This is a genomic window from Stenotrophomonas sp. SMYL11, from assembly GCF_036320005.1.
Taxonomy (GTDB): Bacteria; Pseudomonadota; Gammaproteobacteria; order Xanthomonadales; family Xanthomonadaceae; genus Stenotrophomonas; species Stenotrophomonas maltophilia_A.
This window is the reverse complement of the sequence record NZ_JAWIRS010000001.1, coordinates 414101-435272: the sequence shown is the minus strand read 5'-3', so window position 1 is coordinate 435272 and position 21172 is coordinate 414101. Positions and strand designations below refer to the sequence as shown.

Here is a 21172-nt window from a genome sequence, read left to right as displayed (position 1 = left end):
GCTAACGATGGATACCGCGCGCGAGCAACGCATCCTGAAGTTCTCGATCGGGGCCACCCTGGCGGTGAGCGCGGCCGGCTTTGGCGGTGGCCTGCTGGTGGGATCTCAGGCCATCCTGTTCGACGGCGTGTACAGCCTGGTCGACGTCGCGCTGACCCTGGTGTCGTTGTCGGTGCTGCGGCTGGTGGCGCGGGAACAAAGCCCGCGCTTCCAGTACGGCTACTGGCACCTGGAGCCGATGGTCGAGGCGCTGGGCGGTGTGATCCTGTCGCTGGCCTGCGTGTATGCGCTGGCCAACGCCGTGATCGGTTTGACCACGGGCGGGCACGAAGTGAAGTTCGGGCCCGCGCTGTGGTGGGCGGCATTGCTGAGTGCCAGCAACCTGGCGATGGCGGCGTTCGTCGCGCAGCGGGCGCGGCATCTGCGCTCCGCGCTGTTGTGGCTGGATGTACGGGGCTGGCTGCTGGGTGGGTTGATGAGCCTGGCGGTGGTGCTGGCCTTCGTGTTGGCGCTGGTCCTGCACGGTGGTGAGTGGCACCACTGGGTGCCGTACCTGGATTCGATCGTGCTGGCGTTGATCAGCCTGGCGGTGTTGCCGGTGCCGGCGCGGAGTGCCTGGAAGGCCATGCGCGAAGTGCTGCAGGTGGCACCGGATGATCTGGACCGGCGCGTGCAGCGGGTGATGCGGGCGTTCGTCGCCGAGCGTGGCTATGCCGGTTTCACCAGCCACGTGGCGAAGATGGGGCGGATGCGCTTCATCGAGATCCACGTGCTGGCCGACCCGGCCACGCCGCTGGGTTCAGTGGGCGAGGTCGATGCGATGCGCGATGAGATCGCGGTGCGGCTGGATGCGCGGGGCGGCACGTTCTGGTTGACCATTGATTTCACCGCAGACCCAGCGTGGACGTGACCACGCTTCTGTAGAGTCGAGCTTGCTAGACTGCTTTTGGTCGGCGGAAGTCGAGCAGGCTCGAGTCCAAGGGAACGCGTGATCGTTGCGCGTGGCAGACCGGTCTGTTGCACCGGATCCGTTTGACCTCAACCCGGGTTGAGGTCACAGACTGCCGGCATCCCCCACGAGGCGCGCGGCATGAACCTGCTGACCACACCGGACCTCAGCCATGGCCTGCTGGAACTGTTCAATCCACCGGGCCTCTACGATCCTTCGGCCAACGGCTACTCACACGTGGCGGTGGTGCGCCTGCCGGCACGGGTGATCCATGTCGCAGGGCAGGGCGGCGAAGATGCCCAGGGCCGCCTCTCGCCCAGCTTCGAAGAACAGGTCGGGCAGGCACTGGACAACCTGCAGACCGCGCTGCGATCGGCGCAGGCAAGCCTGGCCGATGTGGCGCGGCTGCGCATCCTGGTGGTCGACCACGATGAGGACCGGCTGGGCATCATTGCCCACCAGGTGCGACGGCGCTGGCCGAACCGCGCGGCGCCCACCTGCACGCTGATCCCGGTGCCGCGACTGGCGTTGGACGGCATGCTGTTCGAGATCGAGGCGGAGGCCTACGCCGCCTAGCGCAGGTAGTACTCCACCGGCACCACCAGTTCCTGCGGTGCCTTCAGTTCATCGGGAATGGGTGGCAACGGCTGCGCGCGACGGAAGGTCTGCAGCGCAGCGTCGTCGAGCATCGGCTGGCCACTGGACTGCTCCAGCCGCAGCGCCAGCAGGCGACCTTCGCGGTCGATGCTGGCCCTGACCCAGGCAGTGCCCTGCTGCCGGCGCGAGCGCGCGGCGGCAGGGTAATAGCGGTAACGCTCCAGCCGCGCCATCAGGCGGGCTTCCCACTGGTCGCTGGCGGCGCCGGCCTGGAAGTCCGCCGGTGGCGCGGCTGGAGCGGGCGGCGCGGCCGTGATCGATGCCGGTGCGGGACTTGCATCGGTCGCGGCCGCAGGCGGGGCGACCGGCAGCGGCTTTCGACCCGTCCCGCCCGTTTCGCTGGCGGCCAACTCGCGCTCTCGCGCGGCGGTGGGCTTCGGTGGCGGTGGCGACTTTGTCGGTTGCGATGCACGCGCCTGCTGCGCCTGGCTGGGGGTATCGGCCTGGCGCTCCTCCACGGGCTGCGGCGGCGTGGCCGGTGCCAGCAGGCGCAGGCTGATGCGAACGTCCTGTTCCGGTGGCGGGAGCATCGGCGGCATTGCGACCCAGTGCACCAACAGCAGAAGGGGCAGCAGGTGCAGGACGACGGTGATCACGATCGCCTGCCAGTGTTGGCCGCGTTCACTCATCGCCCAGCACCCACAGCAGATCGGCATCAATCGCATCGACGGTTTCACCCGGCGAGGCCAATGCGATCACCAGCGCAGGCGTATCCGGTGACAGGTAGCCCGGCACCCCGGTGCCGCGCAGCACATGCCAGCGACCGGCTACCAGCAGCGCGGGTGCGGGTGCTGCGGTCACCACCTGTGCCATGCGCGTGTCGCGGGCCTGTTGCACGGCCAGCATCCCTTCCAGCATCAGTGCCGCGTCTGCGTGCTGGGCCAGTACCACATCCGACAGGCGTTGGCGGGCGGCGGGCACCGGGAACCGCACTGCATCAGCGGACGCCAGGTGGGCGTTGACCTCGACCCGCGCGAGATTGCCGCCGAACAAGGGGATGCCGGCAGCGGTGGCGTCCTGCACCAGCCCGCCGTAGGCGGTCCACGGCCATCGTGTATCCCAGCCCAGCAGCTCCTGCAGGCGCGCACCGCCGGCCTGGTTGCCCTTGGCCAGCCAGCGCTGCACCCGCTGCAGGCGCGGCTGGCGTTCGCTGGCAATCATCTCCAGCACCAGCGCGCCTTGTGGACGCTGCTGCTGCAGCGCGTGCAGCAGCCAGCGCTGGGCAGCGTGGTCACCGGCCAGGTCGTGGCGTTCGCCCAGCAGCAGTCGCGGGGCGTTCGCTGCGCGCTTCACGAACGCAGCTTCGTCCAGGGTCTGGCCGCTGGCGAGGTCGAGCACCTCGCCGGGCATCGGCTGCGCGCTGGCCGTCGACGCGAGCGCGATCAGGCACAGCGGCAGCCAGAGGCGGCTAGAACGCCACATTGACGCCCATCGAGACGGTACGGCCACGGCCGTTGCCGCGGTCCAGGATCGGGCTGAAGATGCTGTCGATCGAGGCATTGTTGTCATAGGCCTTGTTCTGCAGGTTTTCGATGTTCAGCCACAGCGTGGTGTTGGCCTGGGGCTTGAAGCTGGCGTAGAAGTCCAGCAGCACGCCGGTGCCGCCGGTCTTGCGGGTCTGGAAGAAGTCGTAGCCTTCCTCGGTCGGGCCGGAGTACTCGGCGCGCAGGCCGGCCTGCACGCGCTGCTGCCACCAGCGGCCGCCCACGTCCAGCGTCCAGTAGCGGTCGGGCAGGGCGGTGATGTCTTCCAGGTTGACGAACTCGATGGCCGGCGCACTGGTGCGCGAGCGGGTCCAGCTCAGCGTGGTGTGGTAGTGCTCGCTGGCGTAATGGGCTTCCAGTTCGATGCCGCGCATGCGCACCACGCCGGGGTGGTTCATCCAGCGCGTGGTGGCGCTGAAGTCGTCGGCGTCCAGCACATCGGTCCAGTCATTGAGCTGCGGATCGCTGTCGATCGGCACCACGAACGGTTGCACTTCCGGCGGATGCACGATCAGCAGGTATTGCGGCTTGATGTAGTCGCGGATGCGGTTGTCGAAGCGGGTGACGCGCAGCTGGGCCAGGTCGCCGTCAACCAGCAGCGAGTCGGTGCTGAGGTTGGCGCCGAACTGCAGGTTGCGCGAGCGCTCACGGCGCAGGAACGGGTTGGCACCCACGCCATCGGCATCGCTCATGCCTTCCAGCGGGATTTTCTCGAAGAACATCTCCTGCACGCGCGGCGGGCGCGATGTGCGCGAGGCTTCGGCGAACAGCTGCAGCCAGTCGGTGGCCTGCCACGAAACCGCCAGGCTCGGGCTGAGCGCGTGCTGGGTGCGGCGCACGTCGATGCCGCCGCCGTTGATCTCCGCGCACTGGCCGGGGACATCCGAGCACACCGGGACGTGGCCACGGATGCCATAGCGATCCTGGCGCAGGCCCGCAGTAAGCGCGTAGACGTCGTACTGCAGTTCCAGCGTGCTGAACACGCTGTCCAGCTGGCTGCGACCCTGGGGGTTGGCGCCGCGCAGGGTCGGGGTGTCGGCCACGTAGATGTCCGACTGGTGCTTGATGCCGGTATTCCAGCGCGCCTGCAGTGCACCGATGTCGAAGCGGCTGGTGTTGTCCACGGTCCAGCTGCTCAGGCTGCTATGGGTGCGGCGGCCGATGTAGCTGGAGTCCTCCACCGGCGGGTAGAACAGCCGGGTCTTGTTGATGGCGAAGGTCGCACGCAGGTCGATCCACGGCGAATAGGGCGTGTAGTGGTAACTGGCGCGCTGGTTGCGCGCGGAAATCTGCCACGGGTAGTTGTGGTAGAAGTCGTTTTCGTAACGCATGTGGCTCAGGTCCAGCCGATGCTGGTCGCTGGGCTGCAGGCGCGCCTTCAACAGCCAGCTGCTGGGCTGCTGGCTGCCCGGGTCGGCGTTGTTCTTCTGCCCGCGTGCGGTCGCATATTCGCTGCTGCGGCTGCTGCTGGCGGCGGCCAGCAGGCCGAACTGGCGGTCGCCACCCTCTTCACTGTGGCGCCAGGCACCGGCGAAAGTACGGCCACTGCCGTAGCCGTTGTTGCCGTGGCGGTAGCCGGCCCGCAGGCCCCAGTCGCGCCCCTCACCGAGCAGATCGTCGATGTCCAGTGTGCGGAAGTTGGCGCTGCCGGCCAACGTGCCGGCGCCATCTCCGCCGGCGACCGCGCCGCGCTGCACGTCCACGCCTGCCAGCAGGAAGGGATCGACATAGGCGAACGGACCGCCCGAGCCATGCCCGGCATTGTTGCGGAAGGTCTGGGTGACACCGTCGATCATGGTGTTGACCCGGCCGGCACCGGTCATGCCGCGGATGTTGACCTGCAGACCCGGCTGGCTGCGCGAATGGAAGCTGTGGGTGCCGGGCATCGAGCGCAGCAGGCTGTTGCCTTCCTGGCGTTCGGCCATCGCCACGCGCTCGCTGCCGACCGAGGGCGCAAAGCCATCGCGGGTGGCCGGTACGTATTGGCTGGCACCGGCACCCGGTGCCTGGCCGTGCGCGGTAGTGCCCTGCACCCGCAGCGGGCCGGTGCGGCGGCTGCCATCGGCGCGTTCGGCCGGCGCCGGTTCCAGGGCGGCACGACGCGCATCCACGAAGCGCGGGCGCAGGCCGCTGCCCGCCAGCAGGCGCGTCAGGGCCTGCGCATCGTCGAAGTCACCGCGCAAGGCAGGCGCCGAATGACCGGCAGGCAGCGCCGCGCCGATCACCAGATCGACACCGGTCAGCCGGCTGTAGGCATCCAGCGCGGCGGCCAGTGGCTGGGCGGGCAGATCGTAGCTTCGAGTGGCGGCCTGCGCGTGGGCGCTGTCTGGCAGCAGTGGAACGGCGCTGGCGCAGGCCAGCGACAGGGCGAGGACAAGGGGGCGGGGGCACAGCATCGGGGGCTCCAGGGGCTGACGCAGAGCGTCGTCATCCTGGGTAGACGCAGCCGCAGGCCGGATGTCAGGGTCCATCATGCTGTTCCCTGCGTGGCGGCAGCCACACCTGTATGCCCGCGCCGAGGCGCAGCACGCGCACCTGCAACTGAGCGGCCAACTGGTCGCGGTTGCCGGCCGCACCGTCGGCACTGCCAAGCAGGGTGACCGGCTGCTGGCGCAGCTGCTCGCCGACGACCCACGTGTGCCCGCCATGCCAGCGATCCAGGCCCTGCGTGACGTCGGCCAGTGGGGCCGAGACCCAATGCAGGCGCCGCTCGCGCCAGGCCAATGCGCCGGGGGCGGTCGTTGTTGCATGGGCTGTTGCCTGCCCATCGAAGCGCAGCTGTTCGCCGTGGTCAGCCAGCATGCTGACGTTGCCGCTGTCCACGCGCACGCGATGCTCGGTAACGGTGACCACGCTGCTGTTGCCCTGCACGGCAAGATCGAATGCGGTCCCCAGTGCAGTGATGGTGCCCTGTGGGGTATGCACCTGGAAGGGCCGGTCGGCATCGGCTGCGACCTGGAACCAGGCCTGGCCGCGCTGCAGCTGGAGCTGGCGGCGCTGCCCATCGATGCGCACCTTCACTTCGCTGCCGGGTGACAGCAGGACATGCGAGCCATCCGGAAGGGTCTCCTCGCGGATCTCGCCAGCGGCCGTACGCAGGACCTGCGCCAGGGGCGGCGACACATGGCGGCTGTAGAGACCCAGCGCGCACAGCAACAGAACCGCAATGCCGGCTTCGCGCAGGCGACGGCGTTGCCTGCGCTGCTGTTGCCGCTGCAGGCTGGGCAGCGTTGCACCGGCCTGCCACAGGTGTTGCAGATGCTGGTACTGCGCAGCATGGCGGGGGTCGGCCTGGTACCACTGCTCGAACGCGTCCTCGTCGCGGCCACCGTCGTGCCCGTCCAGCCACCAGCGTGCGGCTTCGCGCGCGATCGCGTCCTGGCTCATGCGCCGGACACCTGCTGCAGGGCGACCAGTGCGCGCAGCAGATGGCCATGCGCGGTCTGCCGGCTGATGCCAAGCTGGCGGCCGATCTCGGCCAACGCCATCTGTTCCACACGGGCCAGCAGGAACACCTGGCGCGATCGCGGCGGCAGCGCGGCGATGATCGCATCGAGGTGGCGCAGCTGTTCGGCGTCGAGCAGGCGCTGCTCGGGCAGCGGTGCAGGATCGGCGATGGCATGCAACTGCGTGTCATCCAGCACCTCTTCGCGACGGCGCTGGCGTTGCCGGTAATGGTCGGCAATCAGGTTGTGGGCAACACGGTACAGGTACGCGCGGCCATTGCTCAGCAGGCCACTGGCGGCGACCTTGACGACACGCAGCCAGGTTTCCTGGACGACGTCATCGGCGTCGCTGCGTTGCGGGAGTTTGCGGCGGACATGGGCGTGCAGCGGCCGGTAATGGGCCGCACACAGCTGCGCGACATCCGTCGGTTCGACAGGCGTGGACACGGGGCGGGCGACAACTGGGAAAGGGAACAGCCCGCGGCGGCAAGGGCAGCGGCTGCACCTTACAGCAAAAGAGAATCATTTGCATCTTTGGTCCGAGCGCAGTCCGCATGAGCCGCCGCGGCGTCAGCGGGGGCGATAATCGGAGTGGATCTGCAGGGCTTCGGTGGGGTTGTGATGCAGCTCGAAGCCGCAGTGCTGCAGGCTGCGCTTCACCCGTGCGACCGCGCAGGGTCAGCTTCGGTGAAGCCTCTCACGCGGGCGAACAGCCGGGGTAGTGGCGGGGGGGGGGGCGGGGGGGGGGGGGGGGGGCCGCGGGCGGGCCCGCCCGGGGCCGCGGGCGGCTGTGCGGGGGCGCTCCGCCGGGTTCGGGCCCCCCGGGGCCGGGCTCTCCCCAGACCCGCCCCGCGCCCGCCACTACCGTGACGATCGTCAGAGATCGCGGTACTGGATCTGCGAAGCCAGTACGCGCAGGCCGTCGGCATCGCTGGACAGGATGCGCTCTTCGCCAACACCTTTCTGCCGCTTCAGCTGGAAGCCCTGATCCGCAGGCAGTTGTGCACCGATGGCGTCCATGCGCTGCAGGGCATCAGGGCCGCTGCAGTCGAAGTGGCCCCAATAGGCGCCATCGCGGTGGATCTGCAATCGATAGTTCATCGCGGTGTCTCCGGCAGGTCCTGCAGCCAATGGTCGAACATCGCGGTGGCGGCCGCGGCCAGTGGTGAGCCATAGCGACGCGCCTGCGCGCGCAGGTCGTTGGGATCGATGCCGGCTTGGGCCAGCTCCAGCGTGTGGCCAACCAGCCAACGCTCGAACTGGCGGGCGTCCAGTTCCGGATGGCATTGCAGGGCCAGTGCGTGGCTGCCGATGGCGAATGCCTGGTGACGGCAGGCCGGCGTGCTGGCCAGGCGGCGTGCACCGGCCGGAAGTTCGAACGCCTCACCATGCCAATGCAGCACCGGAATGCCCTGCAGGGCCTGCAGCGGTGAACGCTGGCCTTCATCGGTCAGCAGCAGTGGCGCAAAGCCGATTTCCTTGCCGCCACTGGAAGCGACACTGGCACCGAGTGCGCGCGCCATCAGTTGTGCACCCAGGCAGATGCCCAGGGTTGGCCGCTGCTGCTGCAGCCGGCGCTGCAGCAGGGCGATGCTGTCGATGACGAAGGGATAGGTCTCTGTGTCATTGGCACTGATGGGGCCGCCCAGCACCACCAGCAGGTCGGCCACTTCGGCCGGATCGAGCGCATCGACGCCGGCCTGCAGCACCTGCAGCTGCCAGCCTTGTGCCAACAGCAGTGGCTGCAGGGTACCGAGGTCTTCAAAGGCAACGTGTTGCAGGACAACCGCGTGCTTCATGCCGGGGCTCCGCTGTTCGGCCAGTAGAAGCTGTCCGGGGTGGCGCGGGCGCCGAAAATGGCCTGGCCGACGCGGACCACGGTGGCACCTTCCTCGATGGCCACTTCGAAATCACCGGACATGCCCATCGACAGCTGCGACAGGTCAAGGCCGGGCGGGGCGGTGCGTTGCAGCTGGTCGCGCAGTTCGCGCAGGCGCACGAAGCAGGCGCGCACGCGCTCGACGTCGGGGGTGAAGATGGCCAGGGTCATCAGGCCGCGCACGTGCAGGCGATCGAAGGCCGGCAGCTGCTGCACGAAGGCCTCGACCGCGTCGGGTTCCAGTCCGTACTTGCTCGGCTCGGCCGAGGTGTTGACCTGCACGAACACATCCAGCGTGCGGTCTTCCAGTTGCAGGCGCTGCTGCAGGGCCTCGGCCACGCGCAGGCTGTCCAGCGCCTGGAACTCGCTGGCAAAGCGCGCCACGTAGCGCGCCTTGTTGGTCTGCAGATGGCCGATCACCGACCAGTGCACGCCCAGGTCGGCCATCGTTTCGGCCTTGCGTTGTGCTTCCTGCACCTTGTTCTCGCCCAGTTCGTGGCAGCCTGCGGCCACCGCCATGCGGATGCGGGCGTCATCGACGGTCTTGCTGACCGGCAGCAGGCGCACGCTGGCCGGGTCCCGGCCAACGCGGGCGCAGGCATCGGCGATGCGTTGGCGCACCGTGACCAGGTTGGCGGCGATCTGTTCAACGGACTGGGCGACGGGCCAGTCGGCAGCGGCAAGGGGCATGCGGGCACCTCCAATGCAGGATGGCCAGGGTGGGATACACTGGCACAGGACAAGAAATATTTTGGCATAGGACAAAATGAAAATCACCGGGCATAGCGCCGAGTCGATCTTCGACAGCATCCGTGATGGCATCGGCAAGGGCCGCCTGCCGGCCGGCAGCGTGCTGCCGCCGGTGCGTGAACTGGCCGAGCAGCTGGGCGTGAATCGCAATACGGTGGCCGCTGCCTACAAGCGCCTGGATGCGGCGGGCCTGGCCAGCACGGCGGGCCGCCGTGGCACGGTGGTGCGCGGTTTGCCGCCGACATTGGCGCGCGAGGGCAGTACGCCGGGGCTGGCGCTGCAGGACCTGGCCGGTGGAAATCCGGATCCGCGCCTGCTGCCGAACCTGCGTCTGGCACCGGCCGCACCACGGCTGTATGGCGTGGGCACGGTCGACCCGAGGTTGCAGGCGCTGGCGCGCGCCTCGCTGGATGCGGACTGCCCGGAGGGCTATGCGTTGGAGCTGACCCATGGCGCAGTTGATGGCATCGAGCGCCTGCTGGCGGCGTGGTTGCTGCCAGGAGACCGCATCGCGGTGGAGGATCCATGCTTCCTCGGCAGCCTCAATGTGCTCAATGCTGTGGGCCACGCGCCGTTGCCGGTGGCGGTGGACGCGCATGGCATGCAGGTCGGTTCGCTGCGGCAGGCGCTGGAGGCGGGCGCACGTGCGGTGCTGCTGACCCCGCGTGCGCACAACCCGACCGGGGCCAGCCTGGATGCGAAGCGGGCGCGAGCGTTGCGGCAGTTGCTGGCGGCCTATCCGCAGGTGGCGGTGCTGATCGACGATCATTACGCACTGCTCTCGCAGCAGGCCTACCACTCGGCACTGCCGCTGGATGGCCGGCGCTGGGCGCTGCTGCGTTCGTTGTCCAAGCCACTGGGTCCGGACCTGCGGCTGGCCTGGCTGGCCTGCGATGAGGAGACCGCATCGCGGTTGCGGCTGCGATTGGCGTCCGGCACCGGCTGGGTCAGCCACCTGCTGCAGGATGCAGCGACTTCGGTGCTGGCGTCGGCGACGCAGCGGGCGAAGATCGCTTCGGCGGGGGAGCGCTATCAGCAGCGGCTGCAGTCGCTGCAGGAACTGCTGCGTGTGCGGGGCGTGCCGACACCGCAGCCGATGGAAGGATTGAATCTGTGGCTGCCGTTACCGGCGGACAGCCATCCGCAGGTGCTGGCACTGGCTTCGCGCGGATGGCATGTGCGCGCCGGCGAAGTGTTCGCGGTGGCGGCACCGGGCCATGGTCTGCGCATTACGTGTGCGGCGCTGGGACCGGCGCAGCTGCGGCAGCTGGCCGATGACCTCGCGGCGGTGTGTGGTCTGTAGAGTCGAGCTTGCTCGACTGCCGGTCATGTAGAGTCGAGCCATGCTCGACTGCCGTGCGCGTAAAGGCTCGACGCTACAGAAGCAGATCAGGGCGCGGCGTTGGCGCCCGGGCGCACGTAGTAGGACTGGCCGCTGTCATCGACGAACATCAGCTCCGGCTTGCCCTGCCAGGAGGTGAGCATGGCGCCGGTGTTGTTCTGGTGCTTGACCATCAGGCTGGCGCCACGGTCCGGATTGGCGACGACCTTGAATACTTCGGTGGTGCCGGTGGCATCGTCCAGGGTCAGCAGGGCTTCGCCGCCGCGGTCGCTGGTGCCGTAGCCGCCGCGTTCAGAGCCGTCGGGGCCGAGCAGGATCAGGCCGGACAAGGCAGTGGCGCGCGGCCCCTGGGTGCGGCCCTGGCTTAGCGGATCGGGAACCGGTGCGCCGAGGATCACCCGCGGCTGGCCGCTTGCATCGTGGATGACCAGCCCGCGTGCTTCGATGATGCGCTGTGGCGATTGGCTGCGATGCAGGCTCCAGGCGGTCCAGCCGGAAACAAGCAGGGCGAGGGTCGAGACCACCAGCGTGGTCAGCAGCAGTGCGCGGGGCATGGCGTCGTCCTTCCTTGGATGTGCCGACGATAGCGGATGCGGACCGGCAATGGCCAGTTCGTTGTGTGACGTTGTGTATCGTCAGTGGAAATCGCGACTGTGGCTGCGCAGTCCCTGCAGCAGTTCATCCAGGCAGTGCATGCGCTGCACGATGACGTGCTGCACGCCATCGACGCGTTCCAGGCGGCCATCGATCTGCATCAGCTGGGTATCGACCAGCACCCGGTGCTGGCGATCGGCCAGGTGCCGCCAGACCACGGCGTTGACCATGCCGGTTTCGTCTTCAAGGGTGAGGAAGGTGACGCCGCTGGCGGTCTGCGGGCGCTGGCGCATGCGTACCAGGCCGGCAATGCGCACGCGCCGGCCATGGCCGTGGGCAGCCAGCTGTGCGGCATCCAGGCAGCCACGGCTACGCAGTTGCGCGCGCAGGAACGAGATCGGATGGCGGCCCAGCGTGGTGCCGGTGCTGCGGTAATCGGCCTGCATGTCTTCCCAGGCGTTGGGCAGGGGCAGTGGCACGCGGGCTTCGGTGGTGGCGCGGGCCTGGTCGAACAGCGGCAACCGGTTTTCCACGCCGGAGATATCCCAGCGCGCACGATGGCGATGGCCGCTGAGCCCACGCAGCGCACCAGCATCGGCCAGCAGGCCCTGCTGGCGGCGATCCAGGGCGGTGCGCTGGCACAGGTCACCCACATCGTCGAACGGGCGCCGCGCACGTTCGCGCATGATGGCCTGCACGGTAGGCTCGTTGCAGCCGTCGATCAGGCGCAGGCCGAGCCGGATCGCCGCCGCGCCCTTGCTGAAATCCAGGGTGCAGTCCCAGTCGCTGTGGCGCACGTCCACTGGCAGCACGCGGATGCCGTGCCGGCGCGCGTCCTGCAGCAGCTGGTCAGGACTATAGAAACCCAGCGGCTGGCTGTTGATCAGGCTGGCGGTGAACGCGGCCGGATGGTGGCACTTCAGCCAGCAACTGTTATAGGTCAACAGGGCGAAGCTGGCGGCGTGACTTTCCGGGAAACCGTAATCACCGAACCCCTTGATCTGCTCGAACAGGTGCTCGCCGTATTCGCGACTGAAGCCGTTTTCCAACATGCCGGCCAACAGCTTCTCGCGATGCGGCTCCAGGCCGCCGCGGCGCTTCCAGGCTGCCATCGAACGACGCAGGGCATCGGCCTGGCCAGGCGTGTAGCCGGCGGCGTCTACCGCCAGCTGCATCACCTGCTCCTGGAACAATGGCACGCCCAGCGTACGCGCGAACACACGTTCAAGCTGCGGTGGGTAGAGCGGGTTGTCCGGGTCGTTCAGTGCCTCCGGGCCTTGTTCGCGCAGGATCCGCCGCCGCTCAAGGTAAGGATGGACCATGTCGCCCTGGATCGGACCGGGGCGTACGATCGCCACTTCGATCACCAGATCGTAGAAGTTGCGCGGCAGCATGCGCGGCAGCATCGCCATCTGTGCGCGCGATTCGATCTGGAATACGCCAATGGTGTCGGCGGCGCAGATCATGTCGTAGGTCTTCGTATCCTTGGGAGGGATCGCATCCATGCGTCCACTGTGCAGGCCATGCTGTTTCAGCATCGCCAGACACTTGCGGATGGCGGTGAGCATGCCAAGGGCCAGGCAGTCGACCTTCATCAGGCCGGTGGCATCCAGGTCATCCTTGTCCCACTGGATGACGGTGCGGTCGGCCATCGCCGCGTTCTCCACCGGTACCAGGGTCGACAGCGGGTGCTCGGAGATCACGAAGCCGCCGGGGTGCTGCGACAGGTGGCGCGGGAAGTCGATCAGCTCAGCGGTCAACGCCAGCAGGCGCCGCATCAAGGGCGTGTCCGGATCGAAACCGCGCTCGCGCAGGGTTTCCGGCAGTGGAATGTTGCCGCCCCAGTGGTCCATCGCCGCGCCCAGTTCGTTCACCTGGTCCATCGGCAGGCCAAGTGCACGGGCCACGTCGCGGATCGCGCTGCGGCCACGGTAGCTGATCGCCACCGCGGTCAACGCAGCGCGCTCGCGGCCATAGCGCTTGAACACGTACTGCAGCACTTCCTCGCGGCGCTCGTGCTCGAAATCGATGTCGATATCCGGTGGTTCGTTGCGCTCGGCGGAGATGAAGCGCTCGAACAGCAGGTTGCTGCGCGCCGGGTCGATCTCGGTCACGCCCAGCACGAAGCACACCGCCGAGTTGGCCGCCGAGCCGCGGCCCTGGCAGAGGATGTCCTGGCTGCGCGCGAAGCGCACGATGTCCTGCACGGTGAGGAAGTACGAGGCGTAGTTCTTTTCCCGGATCAACGCCAGTTCGTGTTCGATCTGCGCGCGTTGTTTCGGTTCGATGCCGCCTTTCCAGCGCCACGGGATGCCGCGCTCGACCAGCACGCGCAGCCAGCTGTCCGGGTCGTGGCCCTCGGGTACCAGTTCGCGCGGATAGGTGTACTGCAGCTGCTCCAGCGTGAAGTGGCAGCGTTCGGCGATGCGCAGGGTCTCGGCCAGCAATTCGGGCGGATACAGCTGGGCCAGCGCGGTACGCGGGCGCAGGTGGCGCTCGCCGTTGGGGAACAGGCGCCAGCCGGCCTCGGCCACGCTGCAGCGGTGGCGGATCGCAGTCAGCGTGTCCTGCAGGGCGCGGCGGCGGCGCACGTGCATGTGCACATCACCACTGGCGACCAGCGGCAGGCGGTGGCGTTCGCCGAAGGCCTGCAGCTGTTGCAGGCGGCGCGCGTCGTCGTGTTCGTGGTGCAGTTCCACCGCCAACCACAGCCGATCATCGAAGCCGGCGCGCAACAGTTCCAGATCGGTGGCCGCTGGTTGCCGGTCCAGCCACAGGCACAGCAGGCCGTCGGGCAGGCCGAGCAGGTCCTCGCGCAGGCAGCGGTATTCGCCCTTGGCCGCGCGCCGCCGGCAGGTAGTGATCAACTGGCACAAGCCGGCGTAGGCGGCCTGGTCGGTGCACAGCAGGGCCAGTTTCGGGCCGTCCTCGACCTGGAATTCGGCACCGACGATCAGCGCCACGCCATGCGTCTTGGCGGCCTGCCAGGCGCGCACGATGCCGGCCAGCGAGCATTCGTCGGTGATCGCCAACGCGCGGTAGCCCTGGCCAGCGGCGCGCGCGAACAGTTCTTCGGCGATCGAGGCGCCACGCTGGAAACTGAAGGCCGACAGGCAGTGCAGTTCAGCGTAGCCGGGCAGTTCGTTGTGCATGACGGCTCAGCCGAACCAGCCGTGCAGCATCCACGGCGCATGTGGATCGTTGCGGTCACGGAAGGCCCAGCCGCGCTGGCCATGCGCGGTTTCCACCACGTAGTAATCACGGCGCGCATCGGCCTGGTCCCACCAGCCCGATTCGATCCGCTCCGGCCCGGTGACGATGCGCAGGCGGGGATCACGCAGCGGTTGCGGCGTGTCCAGCAGCCAGCCGGGGCGCAGCGGCCAGTACGACGGAGGCTTGACCGCGGGCTGGGTGCCACTGGCGCGTTCGGGGCGATGGTCGGCCTGCACCGCCAGCGGCTGCACGGCGTCATCGCCCAGCCGCGCGCGCAGGCGCTCGCGCAGCTGGTTCCAGGGCATTGCCTGTGCCGGCCGGGTGTCGAACAGGTCACGCGCGGCGGGCACGAACGGTGGCAGTTGCTCGGCCTGCAGGCGCAGTGCACGGCTGCCGGCGGGCAAGGCGAAGGCTTCCATGCGGTTGCGCGCGATCTCGAACAGCAATGCGGGATCACGCTCGGGTGCCAGCAGGCCGATGGTCAGCACGCTGGCCGGCAGCAGGTCATGCTCGAAATGCAGGTCGAAGCGCTGCACGCCGCCATCGCGCGAACACAGGAAAGCGGCCAGATCCAGCAGCAGGCGGCGCAACGGGAACAGCAGGGCCTGGCTGGATTCGATCTCGTATTCGAATTCGATGCGTGCATCGAAACGGTCCGGTGGCTGGTAGTAACGCAGCGGTGCGGTGGGCAGGCCGCGCAGCGCATCCAGCTGCTGCAGCACGTCCGGTGCGAAGCGCCGGGCCAGGCTGTCGCGAGGGAGTTCGAGCACCGCACCCAGCGTGCGCAGCCCGGAGCGGCCAAGCACGGTCACCGCTTCGCTGGGCAGGCCACAGCGCGGCAACGGCAGCTGCGCCAGTGCCGCTGGCAGCTGCTGCGCATCGATGCCGAGGCCGTCGTGGACGTTGGCCAGCACGCGCGCGGCATGCGCGGTGGGTGCGGCCACCAGGCGATGGCGGAAACCAAGCTCATGCAGTTCGCCGCGCAGGCGCTTTTCGATCGTCAGCCAGTCGCCGAACAGGGCACGGCTGGCACCGATCTCCATGACCAGCGCGTGCGGAAAATCGAGGCTGACCTGCGAGCTGTAGGCGTAGGCCCAGCTGGCCAGCAGCTGCCGGGTGTGCTGTTCGGCGTTCGGGTCGTAGTCGTGCAGGTGCATGTCCTGCACCAGCACCTGCGCAGCCGACAGCAGCATGCCCGGGCGCAGCCCCGCTGCGCGTGCCGACGGGCTGACCGCACGCAGTACGCGACGCTGTGCCGGCCCCTGCAGCAGCACCAGTGGCCGCTGCGGGTCCGGCTGCAGGCGCAGCACGCTGTCCAGTGCCAGCTGCGGCAACAACAGGCAGGCCCAATGCATGACGCGGCCTCAGTGGGCGATGGCCAGTGGCAACGGCTGCGCCGGTGGCAGGCCGCCACGGCACTTCAGCACCCGTACCTGGCCGTGGTCGAGCTGCAGGCGCAGGCTGGCCGGGGAGGGGTTGCGCGCTGCCTGCGCTTCGCGGAACACGAAGCCCAGGCACTGGCCGCTGTCGGCAGCCACCTGCAGCCGGCGCAGTGAGCGGTCGTCGGCCTGGTGTGGCCAACATAGCACCGCCGCGCAGGCGGCCGAGCGCAGGCACTGCTCGGTGGCCCACAGCGCCTGTTTCGGTGCGGCGTGGATGATCTGCAGCTGGGCCAGATCCAGCCCGGCAGCCGCCCAGGCCGGGGCATGCGGGCGGTAGGGTGGGGCGACCAGCACGATCGGGCGGTCGCGCTGGCTCAGCTTCGCCAGCGCCGGCCAGACCAGGGCCAGCTCGCCCACGCCGGGCGCGGCCTGCAGCACCTCGCACAGCCCGCTGGCCGGCCAGCCACCGCCGGGCAGGCGTGCGTCCAGTGCCGGGTGACCGCTGGCCAGGTGGTCGCTGGCCGGCCCCTGGCGGGCCGGGCCGCGCCACAGCTGGCGCCCGTCCAGCAGCCGGTCGAGGGCGACGACGGCACCCATCAGCCGATCCTCCAAGGGAGGCGCCGGGTTGGCTTGAAGCAGCAGGAATGGGCGGAAACGGCAGGCATGGCGCGAGTATCGACGGGCCGGTAGCAGGGGCTGAGACCGGACATGCTACTCGCCTTGTGAGTAGAATTACTAATGAAATCGGAGGGTCAGGTTTCAGGTTGCTGAAGGGGTAAGGAGTGCCGACCAAGGTCGGCACCCACAGGCCCCGGTTACGGGCGGACCGGCAACGCCACCGGACGCAGCGGGGCGGCATCGCCGCCGCGGATCTTCAGCGGGCCGCCGATGAAGGCGAACTCATAGACCTTGTCGCGGGCCAGTTCGTCCAGCGCCACCAGCTCGATGATCGGCGCACCCTGCTGGGCCAGCAGGTAGGTGTGCAACGGCACGTAGTCGTCGGCAACCTCCGAGGGGAAGGTCTCGAAGCTGAGGTTGTCGGCGCCGACGATCATCGCGCCGCTGTCTTCGACCAGGAAGCGCGCCGCGTCCAGGCCCATGCCCGGCGGATTGGCCATGTACGCCTTGGGCTGTTCGAACAGGCGCATGCGGCCGGTGCGGATCAGCACGATGTCACCCTGCTGCAGCTTCACCTGCTGGCGTGCCAGCGCATCCTTCAGGTCCTGGCGGGTGACGCGGTAGCTGTCCGGCAGCATGTCCACGCCCTTGGCGCCGGCCACGTCGATCAGCACGCCGCGCGCGATCAGCGGCGGGAACTTCTCGATGCCGGTGACGTTCCAGCCGCGATCGCCGAGGTGCTTGTCGGCCTCGAAGCCGTTCCAGATCTTTCCATGGATGCCGAAGTGGTTCAGCGCATCGATATGGGTGCCGGTGTGGCTGTACATCGAGAACGCGGTGCCGGTGTAGCTGCGGGTGAGGTTCATGGTCTCACCCACGCCCATCGGATCGTCCATCACGGTGCCGCGCGGGGTATGGGTCATCCAGAACTGGTAGTGCGGGTCGCCGGCGTCCTGCCAGCTCGGCATGCCGACGTAGTACTCGGTGGCCAGGTCATAGGCCTTGCCGCCGCTGACCCGCGACAGGATGGCCGCACGCGAGGCGTCGGTGATCAGGTTGAGGCGGCCGATCTCGTCCTTCGGCCCCCAGGGACTGGTGCCGACCTGCTGGCCGGAAGGAACGCGTTCGTGTGCGCAGACAGCGGTGGAGGCGGCGGTGCCGGCCAGCAGCAGGGCCAGCGCGGCAGCCAGGGTACGTGGGGTCATGGGGAATCTCCTTGCGGGGTGGGGGACGGTGCGGCTCAGGCCGCGACCAGGGACGCCAGGACCTGGCGCAGTTGCGGCAGCGGCAGGGTCTGCAGGCGCAGGCCGTTGCCGCCGATCACGGTGGGAATGGAACGGATGCCGAGGGCAGCGGCTTCGGCGCGATCGGCCTGCACGCGCTGGCGCACGTCGTCGCTGCGCATCAGGTCGGCGAAGATCGCGCGTGGATGGCCCAGCGCTTCGGCGATGTCCAGCAGCACTTCGGCGTCGCCGATGTTGCGGTGCTGGTGCAGGTGCGCCCACTGCACGGCATTGAACATCAGGCCATGGGCCTCATTGCCGCCGAGCAGCCCTGCGGCCTGGCAGGCCAGTGCGCCGAGCCAGCCGGAGGGATACTCGAAGTCCTGTGCACGCATGCCTTCGATATCGATGCGCGCGGTGTCTTCATGCGCGGCGCAGTCGGCCCAGTGGCGCAGGATGGTCGCCTTGGCGCGTTCCATCGAGCCGAACACCTCGACCATCTGCGCGCGCGAGTCCTGCAGCACGAAGCTGCGGTGGCGTACCTGGATGCCGAGTTCGGCCGACACCTGCTGCAGGCGCGGGGCCAGCACGAAGCACCAGCCGCAGACCACGTCGTGGAAGAAATCGACCACCGGCGCGGCGGTGGTGGGGGAAGGAACGGAAGACATCTGCCTGCCATCGGTGAGAGGGGAGGCGGCAGATTAGGCAGCGCGGCGTGGCTGAAACAGCACGCCGCGGGCAGCTCAGTTTTCGCTGGCGGTTACGAATCCAGGCCCGCGCAGCCGGGCAGCTCGGCGTGCAGGAAATCGATGAAGGCACGCACCTTGGGCTGCAGGTGGCGCGAGGTGGGATAGACCGCATGCACGAAGCGCGGTGGATAGCGGTGGTCGGGCAGCACCTGCTGCAGTTCGCCACGGGCCAGCGCCGGTGCCGCCAGGAACGAGGGCAGGGCGCCGATGCCCATGCCGGCCACCAGCAGATCGCGCAGCAGCAGGCTGTTGTTGACGGTGACGCGCGCCGGCAGGGTGATCGTTACCTGCCCATCCGGGCCGAGCAGCGGCCAGCTGCCGGGCGAGTCGGACAGGCTGTAGGCCAGCACGCTGTGCGCCTGCAGCTCGTCCACCGCCTGCGGTGCCGGATGCTGCCGCAGGTAGGACGGCGCCGCGCACAGCACCTGCTGCAACGAGGCCAGGCGGCGCGCTACCAGTCGCGAGTCGTCCAGCTCGGCACGCAACCGCAGCGACACATCGAAACCTTCGCCTACCGCATCGAGCAGGCGGTCTTCCATCACAAGGTCCAGCGACAGCTGCGGATGCTGCTGCAGGAAGCGTGGCAGCAGCGGCGACAGCGTGCTCAGCGCGAATGATTGCGGTGCATTGACGCGCAGGCGCCCGGCCACGTCGCCGCGCTGTTCGGCGATGCCGCGTTCCAGCGCCTCCAGCTCGTTGAGCAGGCGGCAGCATTCGCGGTAATAGGCGTGGCCGGTCTCGGTCAGGCTCATGCGCCGTGTGGTCCGCTGCAGCAGCACCACGCCCAGGTGCGCTTCCAGCGTGCGCAGCTGCTTGCTCAGGCCGGCGGGCGACATGCCCAGGTCTTCGGCGGCACGGGCCAGCCCGCCGCGTTCGACGATGCGGCGGAAGGCACGCATCAGGTTGAAGGAATCCATGCCGGTCCCGGGCGCGATGAGGGCGCCATTGTAGAGCCGCGCCGTGGGTGGATGTGGCAAACGCGGTGCCGACCACGATGGGCATCCAGCAGCGGCGGACCCACGGGTTGCGCCGTTTGTTCAAGCCGCCAACCCGCATGCCACGCCAGCATGCAGGCCCCTCACTTTCCGGGTTGCCCATGAAGCACTGGATACTCCGCCTGTATGCCCCGCTGTTCCTGCTGGGTTTCGTTGCCGCCGCCGTCGTCTGGGTCGGCCGCCTGCACGGCGATCCGCTATGGCTGCTGGCCTTGCTGGCGGTCGCCATCGCGGTCTCGTTTGCCGCCGAGCGCGTCTGGCCGTACGACCCCGCGTTCAACCACGACCACGGCGACAGCCTGCGTGACACCCTGCATGCGCTGGTCAACGAGAGCCTGAACCTGCTGTCGATCGCGGCGGTGCCGCTGCTGTCATCGCTCATTCCGTGGCAACTGTGGCCGGTGCAGTGGCCGTTTGTTCTGCAGGTACTGCTGGCTATCGTCTGTGCCGACCTTGGCATCACCCTGGTGCACTACGCCAGCCATCGCATCGGCTGGCTGTGGCGGCTGCATGCCGTGCATCACAGCGTCACCCGTATGTACGGCTTCAACGGTCTGATGAAACATCCGCTGCACCAGGCGGCCGAAGCGGTCGGTGGCGTGCTGCCGCTGCTGGTGCTGGGCCTGCCGATGCCGGTGGCTGCGGTGCTGGCCTTCGCCATTGCCATCCAGCTGCTGCTGCAGCACTCCAACGTGGACATGCGTCCCGGCGTGCTGGGCCGGGTGATGGCCTGGGCGCCGCTGCACCGCTTCCACCATATGCGTTACGGCACCGCCGGCGATGTCAACTTCGGCCTGTTCCTGACTGTCTGGGATTACCTGCTGGGGACCGCGTTCGATGCGCCGGGCTATCGGCTGGGCCGGCGTGACCTGGGTATCGGCAGCCAGCCGGACTATCCGCGTGACTATCCCGGGCAGCTGCTGGCGCCGTTCCGCGCACTGCCGCATGGCGAGGTGCCGGAGCTGCCGGAAGGTCTGCGCAGGCGCGGATGATGGGGCGTGTCAGGCCGCGTGCAGCTGCAGGCCCTGCAGCTGCGCGGCACTGATGCCGAACATGCGGCGCAGGCTGCGTGACAGATGGGCCAGGTCAGCGAATCCGGCCGCATGCGCGCTGTCGGTCAGGCTGTGCCCACGCAGATGATGCATCAGCGCGCGGCGCAGCCGTTGCCACAGCACCCAGCCGCGCAGGGTCACCGCCAGATCGGACTGGAAGCGCCGATGCAGCTGGCTGGTCGACAGATGTGCCGCCTCGGCGATATCGGCAGCCGGCACCGGGCCGGGCAGGTGCTGGGCGATACGGGACAGCGCGGCCTGCACGCGGCGGTCCAGCGGTTGCGGGCGGCTCAGCCGTGGCAGCCAGTCGTGCAGCTCCAGCGCGTTGCCCGGCAGCGCGTGCAGGTGCTGCTGGATCTGCCCGGGATCGGCATGTGCGGGCTCGAGGAACACCGTACAGCCCGCTTCCGGTGCCGACAGGATCGCGTGCGGCTGGAATGACGGCAGCCACAGCCGTTGGCCCTGTTGCCGCACGCAATCAACCTCGACCTGCCAGGGCGCGGCTTCGCTCAGCAACAGTTGATGGGCGTAGTGCGCGTGCGTATCGCTGCCGCCGGCGTGGCCCTGCAGCACGGCCACGTGAGCATCCAGCAGCAGCGTGCCATTCCAGGGCAGGGCGGGAGAGGACATGGAGGGATTGTAGATCCACGCCATGCGTGGATGAATCACCATCGAAATCGAGTAATTCGACGATTGATCGAAGAGCATCCACGCATTGCGTGGATCTACTGCAGATCGCGAAGAACTGTCGAAGGCGGGGTGGGGGGGGGGGGGGGGGGGGGGGGCGCGGCGGGGGGGGGGGCGCGCGGAGCTGGGCGTGGGGTGTGGGCGCCCCCCCC

The 21172-nt window shown here is 68.7% G+C and carries 20 protein-coding genes; 4 read left to right on the top strand and 16 right to left on the bottom strand.

Going from position 1 to position 21172, the window contains the following annotated elements; all coding sequences use genetic code 11:
- Positions 1-7 precede the first annotated feature (7 nt).
- Positions 8-910, top strand: coding sequence for a cation diffusion facilitator family transporter (locus V3B46_RS01970; protein ID WP_329890997.1), 903 nt, complete (start codon positions 8-10; stop codon positions 908-910).
- Positions 911-1090: 180 nt separating this feature from the next.
- Positions 1091-1525 carry a RidA family protein gene (locus V3B46_RS01965; RefSeq protein ID WP_134951330.1) on the top strand — a complete coding sequence of 145 codons (435 nt, stop codon included), beginning with the start codon at positions 1091-1093 and terminating at the stop codon, positions 1523-1525.
- Here V3B46_RS01965 and V3B46_RS01960 read toward each other — a convergent pair.
- The 8 genes from V3B46_RS01960 to V3B46_RS01925 all read right to left on the bottom strand — a co-directional run bounded on the left by V3B46_RS01960 (position 1522) and on the right by V3B46_RS01925 (position 9105).
- Complete coding sequence (locus tag V3B46_RS01960) at positions 1522-2235, bottom strand: energy transducer TonB family protein (RefSeq protein WP_329890996.1); 714 nt, start codon at positions 2233-2235, stop codon at positions 1522-1524. The genes V3B46_RS01965 and V3B46_RS01960 overlap by 4 nt on opposite strands.
- A complete protein-coding gene (locus V3B46_RS01955; protein WP_329890995.1) occupies positions 2228-3028 on the bottom strand; it encodes a ChaN family lipoprotein in 801 nt (266 codons plus the stop codon). The genes V3B46_RS01960 and V3B46_RS01955 overlap by 8 nt, the downstream gene beginning before the upstream one ends.
- Positions 3015-5486 carry a TonB-dependent receptor gene (locus V3B46_RS01950; protein WP_329890994.1) on the bottom strand — a complete coding sequence of 824 codons (2472 nt, stop codon included), beginning with the start codon at positions 5484-5486 and terminating at the stop codon, positions 3015-3017. The genes V3B46_RS01955 and V3B46_RS01950 overlap by 14 nt, the downstream gene beginning before the upstream one ends.
- A 64-nt stretch (positions 5487-5550) precedes the next feature.
- Positions 5551-6477, bottom strand: a complete 927-nt coding sequence (locus tag V3B46_RS01945) for a FecR family protein (RefSeq protein WP_329890993.1) — start codon at positions 6475-6477, stop codon at positions 5551-5553.
- The gene (locus V3B46_RS01940) at positions 6474-6983 is read right to left on the bottom strand and encodes an RNA polymerase sigma factor (RefSeq protein ID WP_329890992.1); all 510 of its coding nucleotides are present in this window, start codon (positions 6981-6983) and stop codon (positions 6474-6476) included. Before V3B46_RS01940 ends, V3B46_RS01945 begins: the two co-directional genes overlap by 4 nt.
- A 429-nt stretch (positions 6984-7412) precedes the next feature.
- Positions 7413-7637: a hypothetical protein gene (locus V3B46_RS01935; RefSeq protein ID WP_329890991.1), complete on the bottom strand. Its 225-nt coding sequence runs from the start codon at positions 7635-7637 to the stop codon at positions 7413-7415.
- Positions 7634-8335 carry a glutamine amidotransferase gene (locus V3B46_RS01930; protein ID WP_329890990.1) on the bottom strand — a complete coding sequence of 234 codons (702 nt, stop codon included), beginning with the start codon at positions 8333-8335 and terminating at the stop codon, positions 7634-7636. The genes V3B46_RS01935 and V3B46_RS01930 overlap by 4 nt, the downstream gene beginning before the upstream one ends.
- Entirely contained in the window at positions 8332-9105 is a 774-nt protein-coding gene (locus tag V3B46_RS01925) for a YggS family pyridoxal phosphate-dependent enzyme (protein ID WP_010485014.1), read from the bottom strand. The genes V3B46_RS01930 and V3B46_RS01925 overlap by 4 nt, the downstream gene beginning before the upstream one ends.
- A gap of 76 nt (positions 9106-9181) precedes the next feature.
- Here V3B46_RS01925 and ptsJ point away from each other — a divergent pair, with 76 nt between their 5' ends.
- Positions 9182-10468, top strand: a complete 1287-nt coding sequence (gene ptsJ, locus V3B46_RS01920) for a MocR-like B6 salvage transcription factor PtsJ (protein ID WP_329890989.1) — start codon at positions 9182-9184, stop codon at positions 10466-10468.
- Positions 10469-10554: 86 nt separating this feature from the next.
- Here ptsJ and V3B46_RS01915 read toward each other — a convergent pair whose 3' ends face one another.
- The 7 genes from V3B46_RS01915 to V3B46_RS01885 form a co-directional block, all read right to left on the bottom strand.
- Entirely contained in the window at positions 10555-11061 is a 507-nt protein-coding gene (locus V3B46_RS01915; protein WP_019336451.1) for a hypothetical protein, read from the bottom strand.
- Between the two features lie 81 nt (positions 11062-11142).
- The gene (locus tag V3B46_RS01910; RefSeq protein WP_329890988.1) at positions 11143-14253 is read right to left on the bottom strand and encodes an error-prone DNA polymerase; all 3111 of its coding nucleotides are present in this window, start codon (positions 14251-14253) and stop codon (positions 11143-11145) included.
- 6 nt (positions 14254-14259) lie between these two features.
- Positions 14260-15669 carry a Y-family DNA polymerase gene (locus V3B46_RS01905; RefSeq protein WP_329890986.1) on the bottom strand — a complete coding sequence of 470 codons (1410 nt, stop codon included), beginning with the start codon at positions 15667-15669 and terminating at the stop codon, positions 14260-14262.
- A gap of 9 nt (positions 15670-15678) precedes the next feature.
- Complete coding sequence (gene imuA, locus V3B46_RS01900; RefSeq protein WP_032129603.1) at positions 15679-16293, bottom strand: translesion DNA synthesis-associated protein ImuA; 615 nt, start codon at positions 16291-16293, stop codon at positions 15679-15681.
- A 218-nt stretch (positions 16294-16511) separates the two neighbouring features.
- Positions 16512-17519, bottom strand: a complete 1008-nt coding sequence (locus tag V3B46_RS01895) for a cyclase family protein (RefSeq protein WP_329890985.1) — start codon at positions 17517-17519, stop codon at positions 16512-16514.
- A 35-nt stretch (positions 17520-17554) separates the two neighbouring features.
- Positions 17555-18205: a DsbA family oxidoreductase gene (locus V3B46_RS01890; RefSeq protein ID WP_329890984.1), complete on the bottom strand. Its 651-nt coding sequence runs from the start codon at positions 18203-18205 to the stop codon at positions 17555-17557.
- Between the two features lie 92 nt (positions 18206-18297).
- Positions 18298-19203 (bottom strand): LysR family transcriptional regulator, encoded by a 906-nt coding sequence (locus tag V3B46_RS01885; RefSeq protein WP_329890983.1) that lies wholly within the window; start codon positions 19201-19203, stop codon positions 18298-18300.
- A gap of 179 nt (positions 19204-19382) precedes the next feature.
- Between V3B46_RS01885 and V3B46_RS01880 the strand changes: the two genes are divergently transcribed.
- Complete coding sequence (locus V3B46_RS01880) at positions 19383-20273, top strand: sterol desaturase family protein (RefSeq protein ID WP_329890982.1); 891 nt, start codon at positions 19383-19385, stop codon at positions 20271-20273.
- Positions 20274-20282: 9 nt separating this feature from the next.
- Here V3B46_RS01880 and V3B46_RS01875 read toward each other — a convergent pair whose 3' ends face one another.
- Positions 20283-20987: an AraC family transcriptional regulator gene (locus tag V3B46_RS01875; protein ID WP_329890981.1), complete on the bottom strand. Its 705-nt coding sequence runs from the start codon at positions 20985-20987 to the stop codon at positions 20283-20285.
- Positions 20988-21172 lie beyond the last annotated feature (185 nt).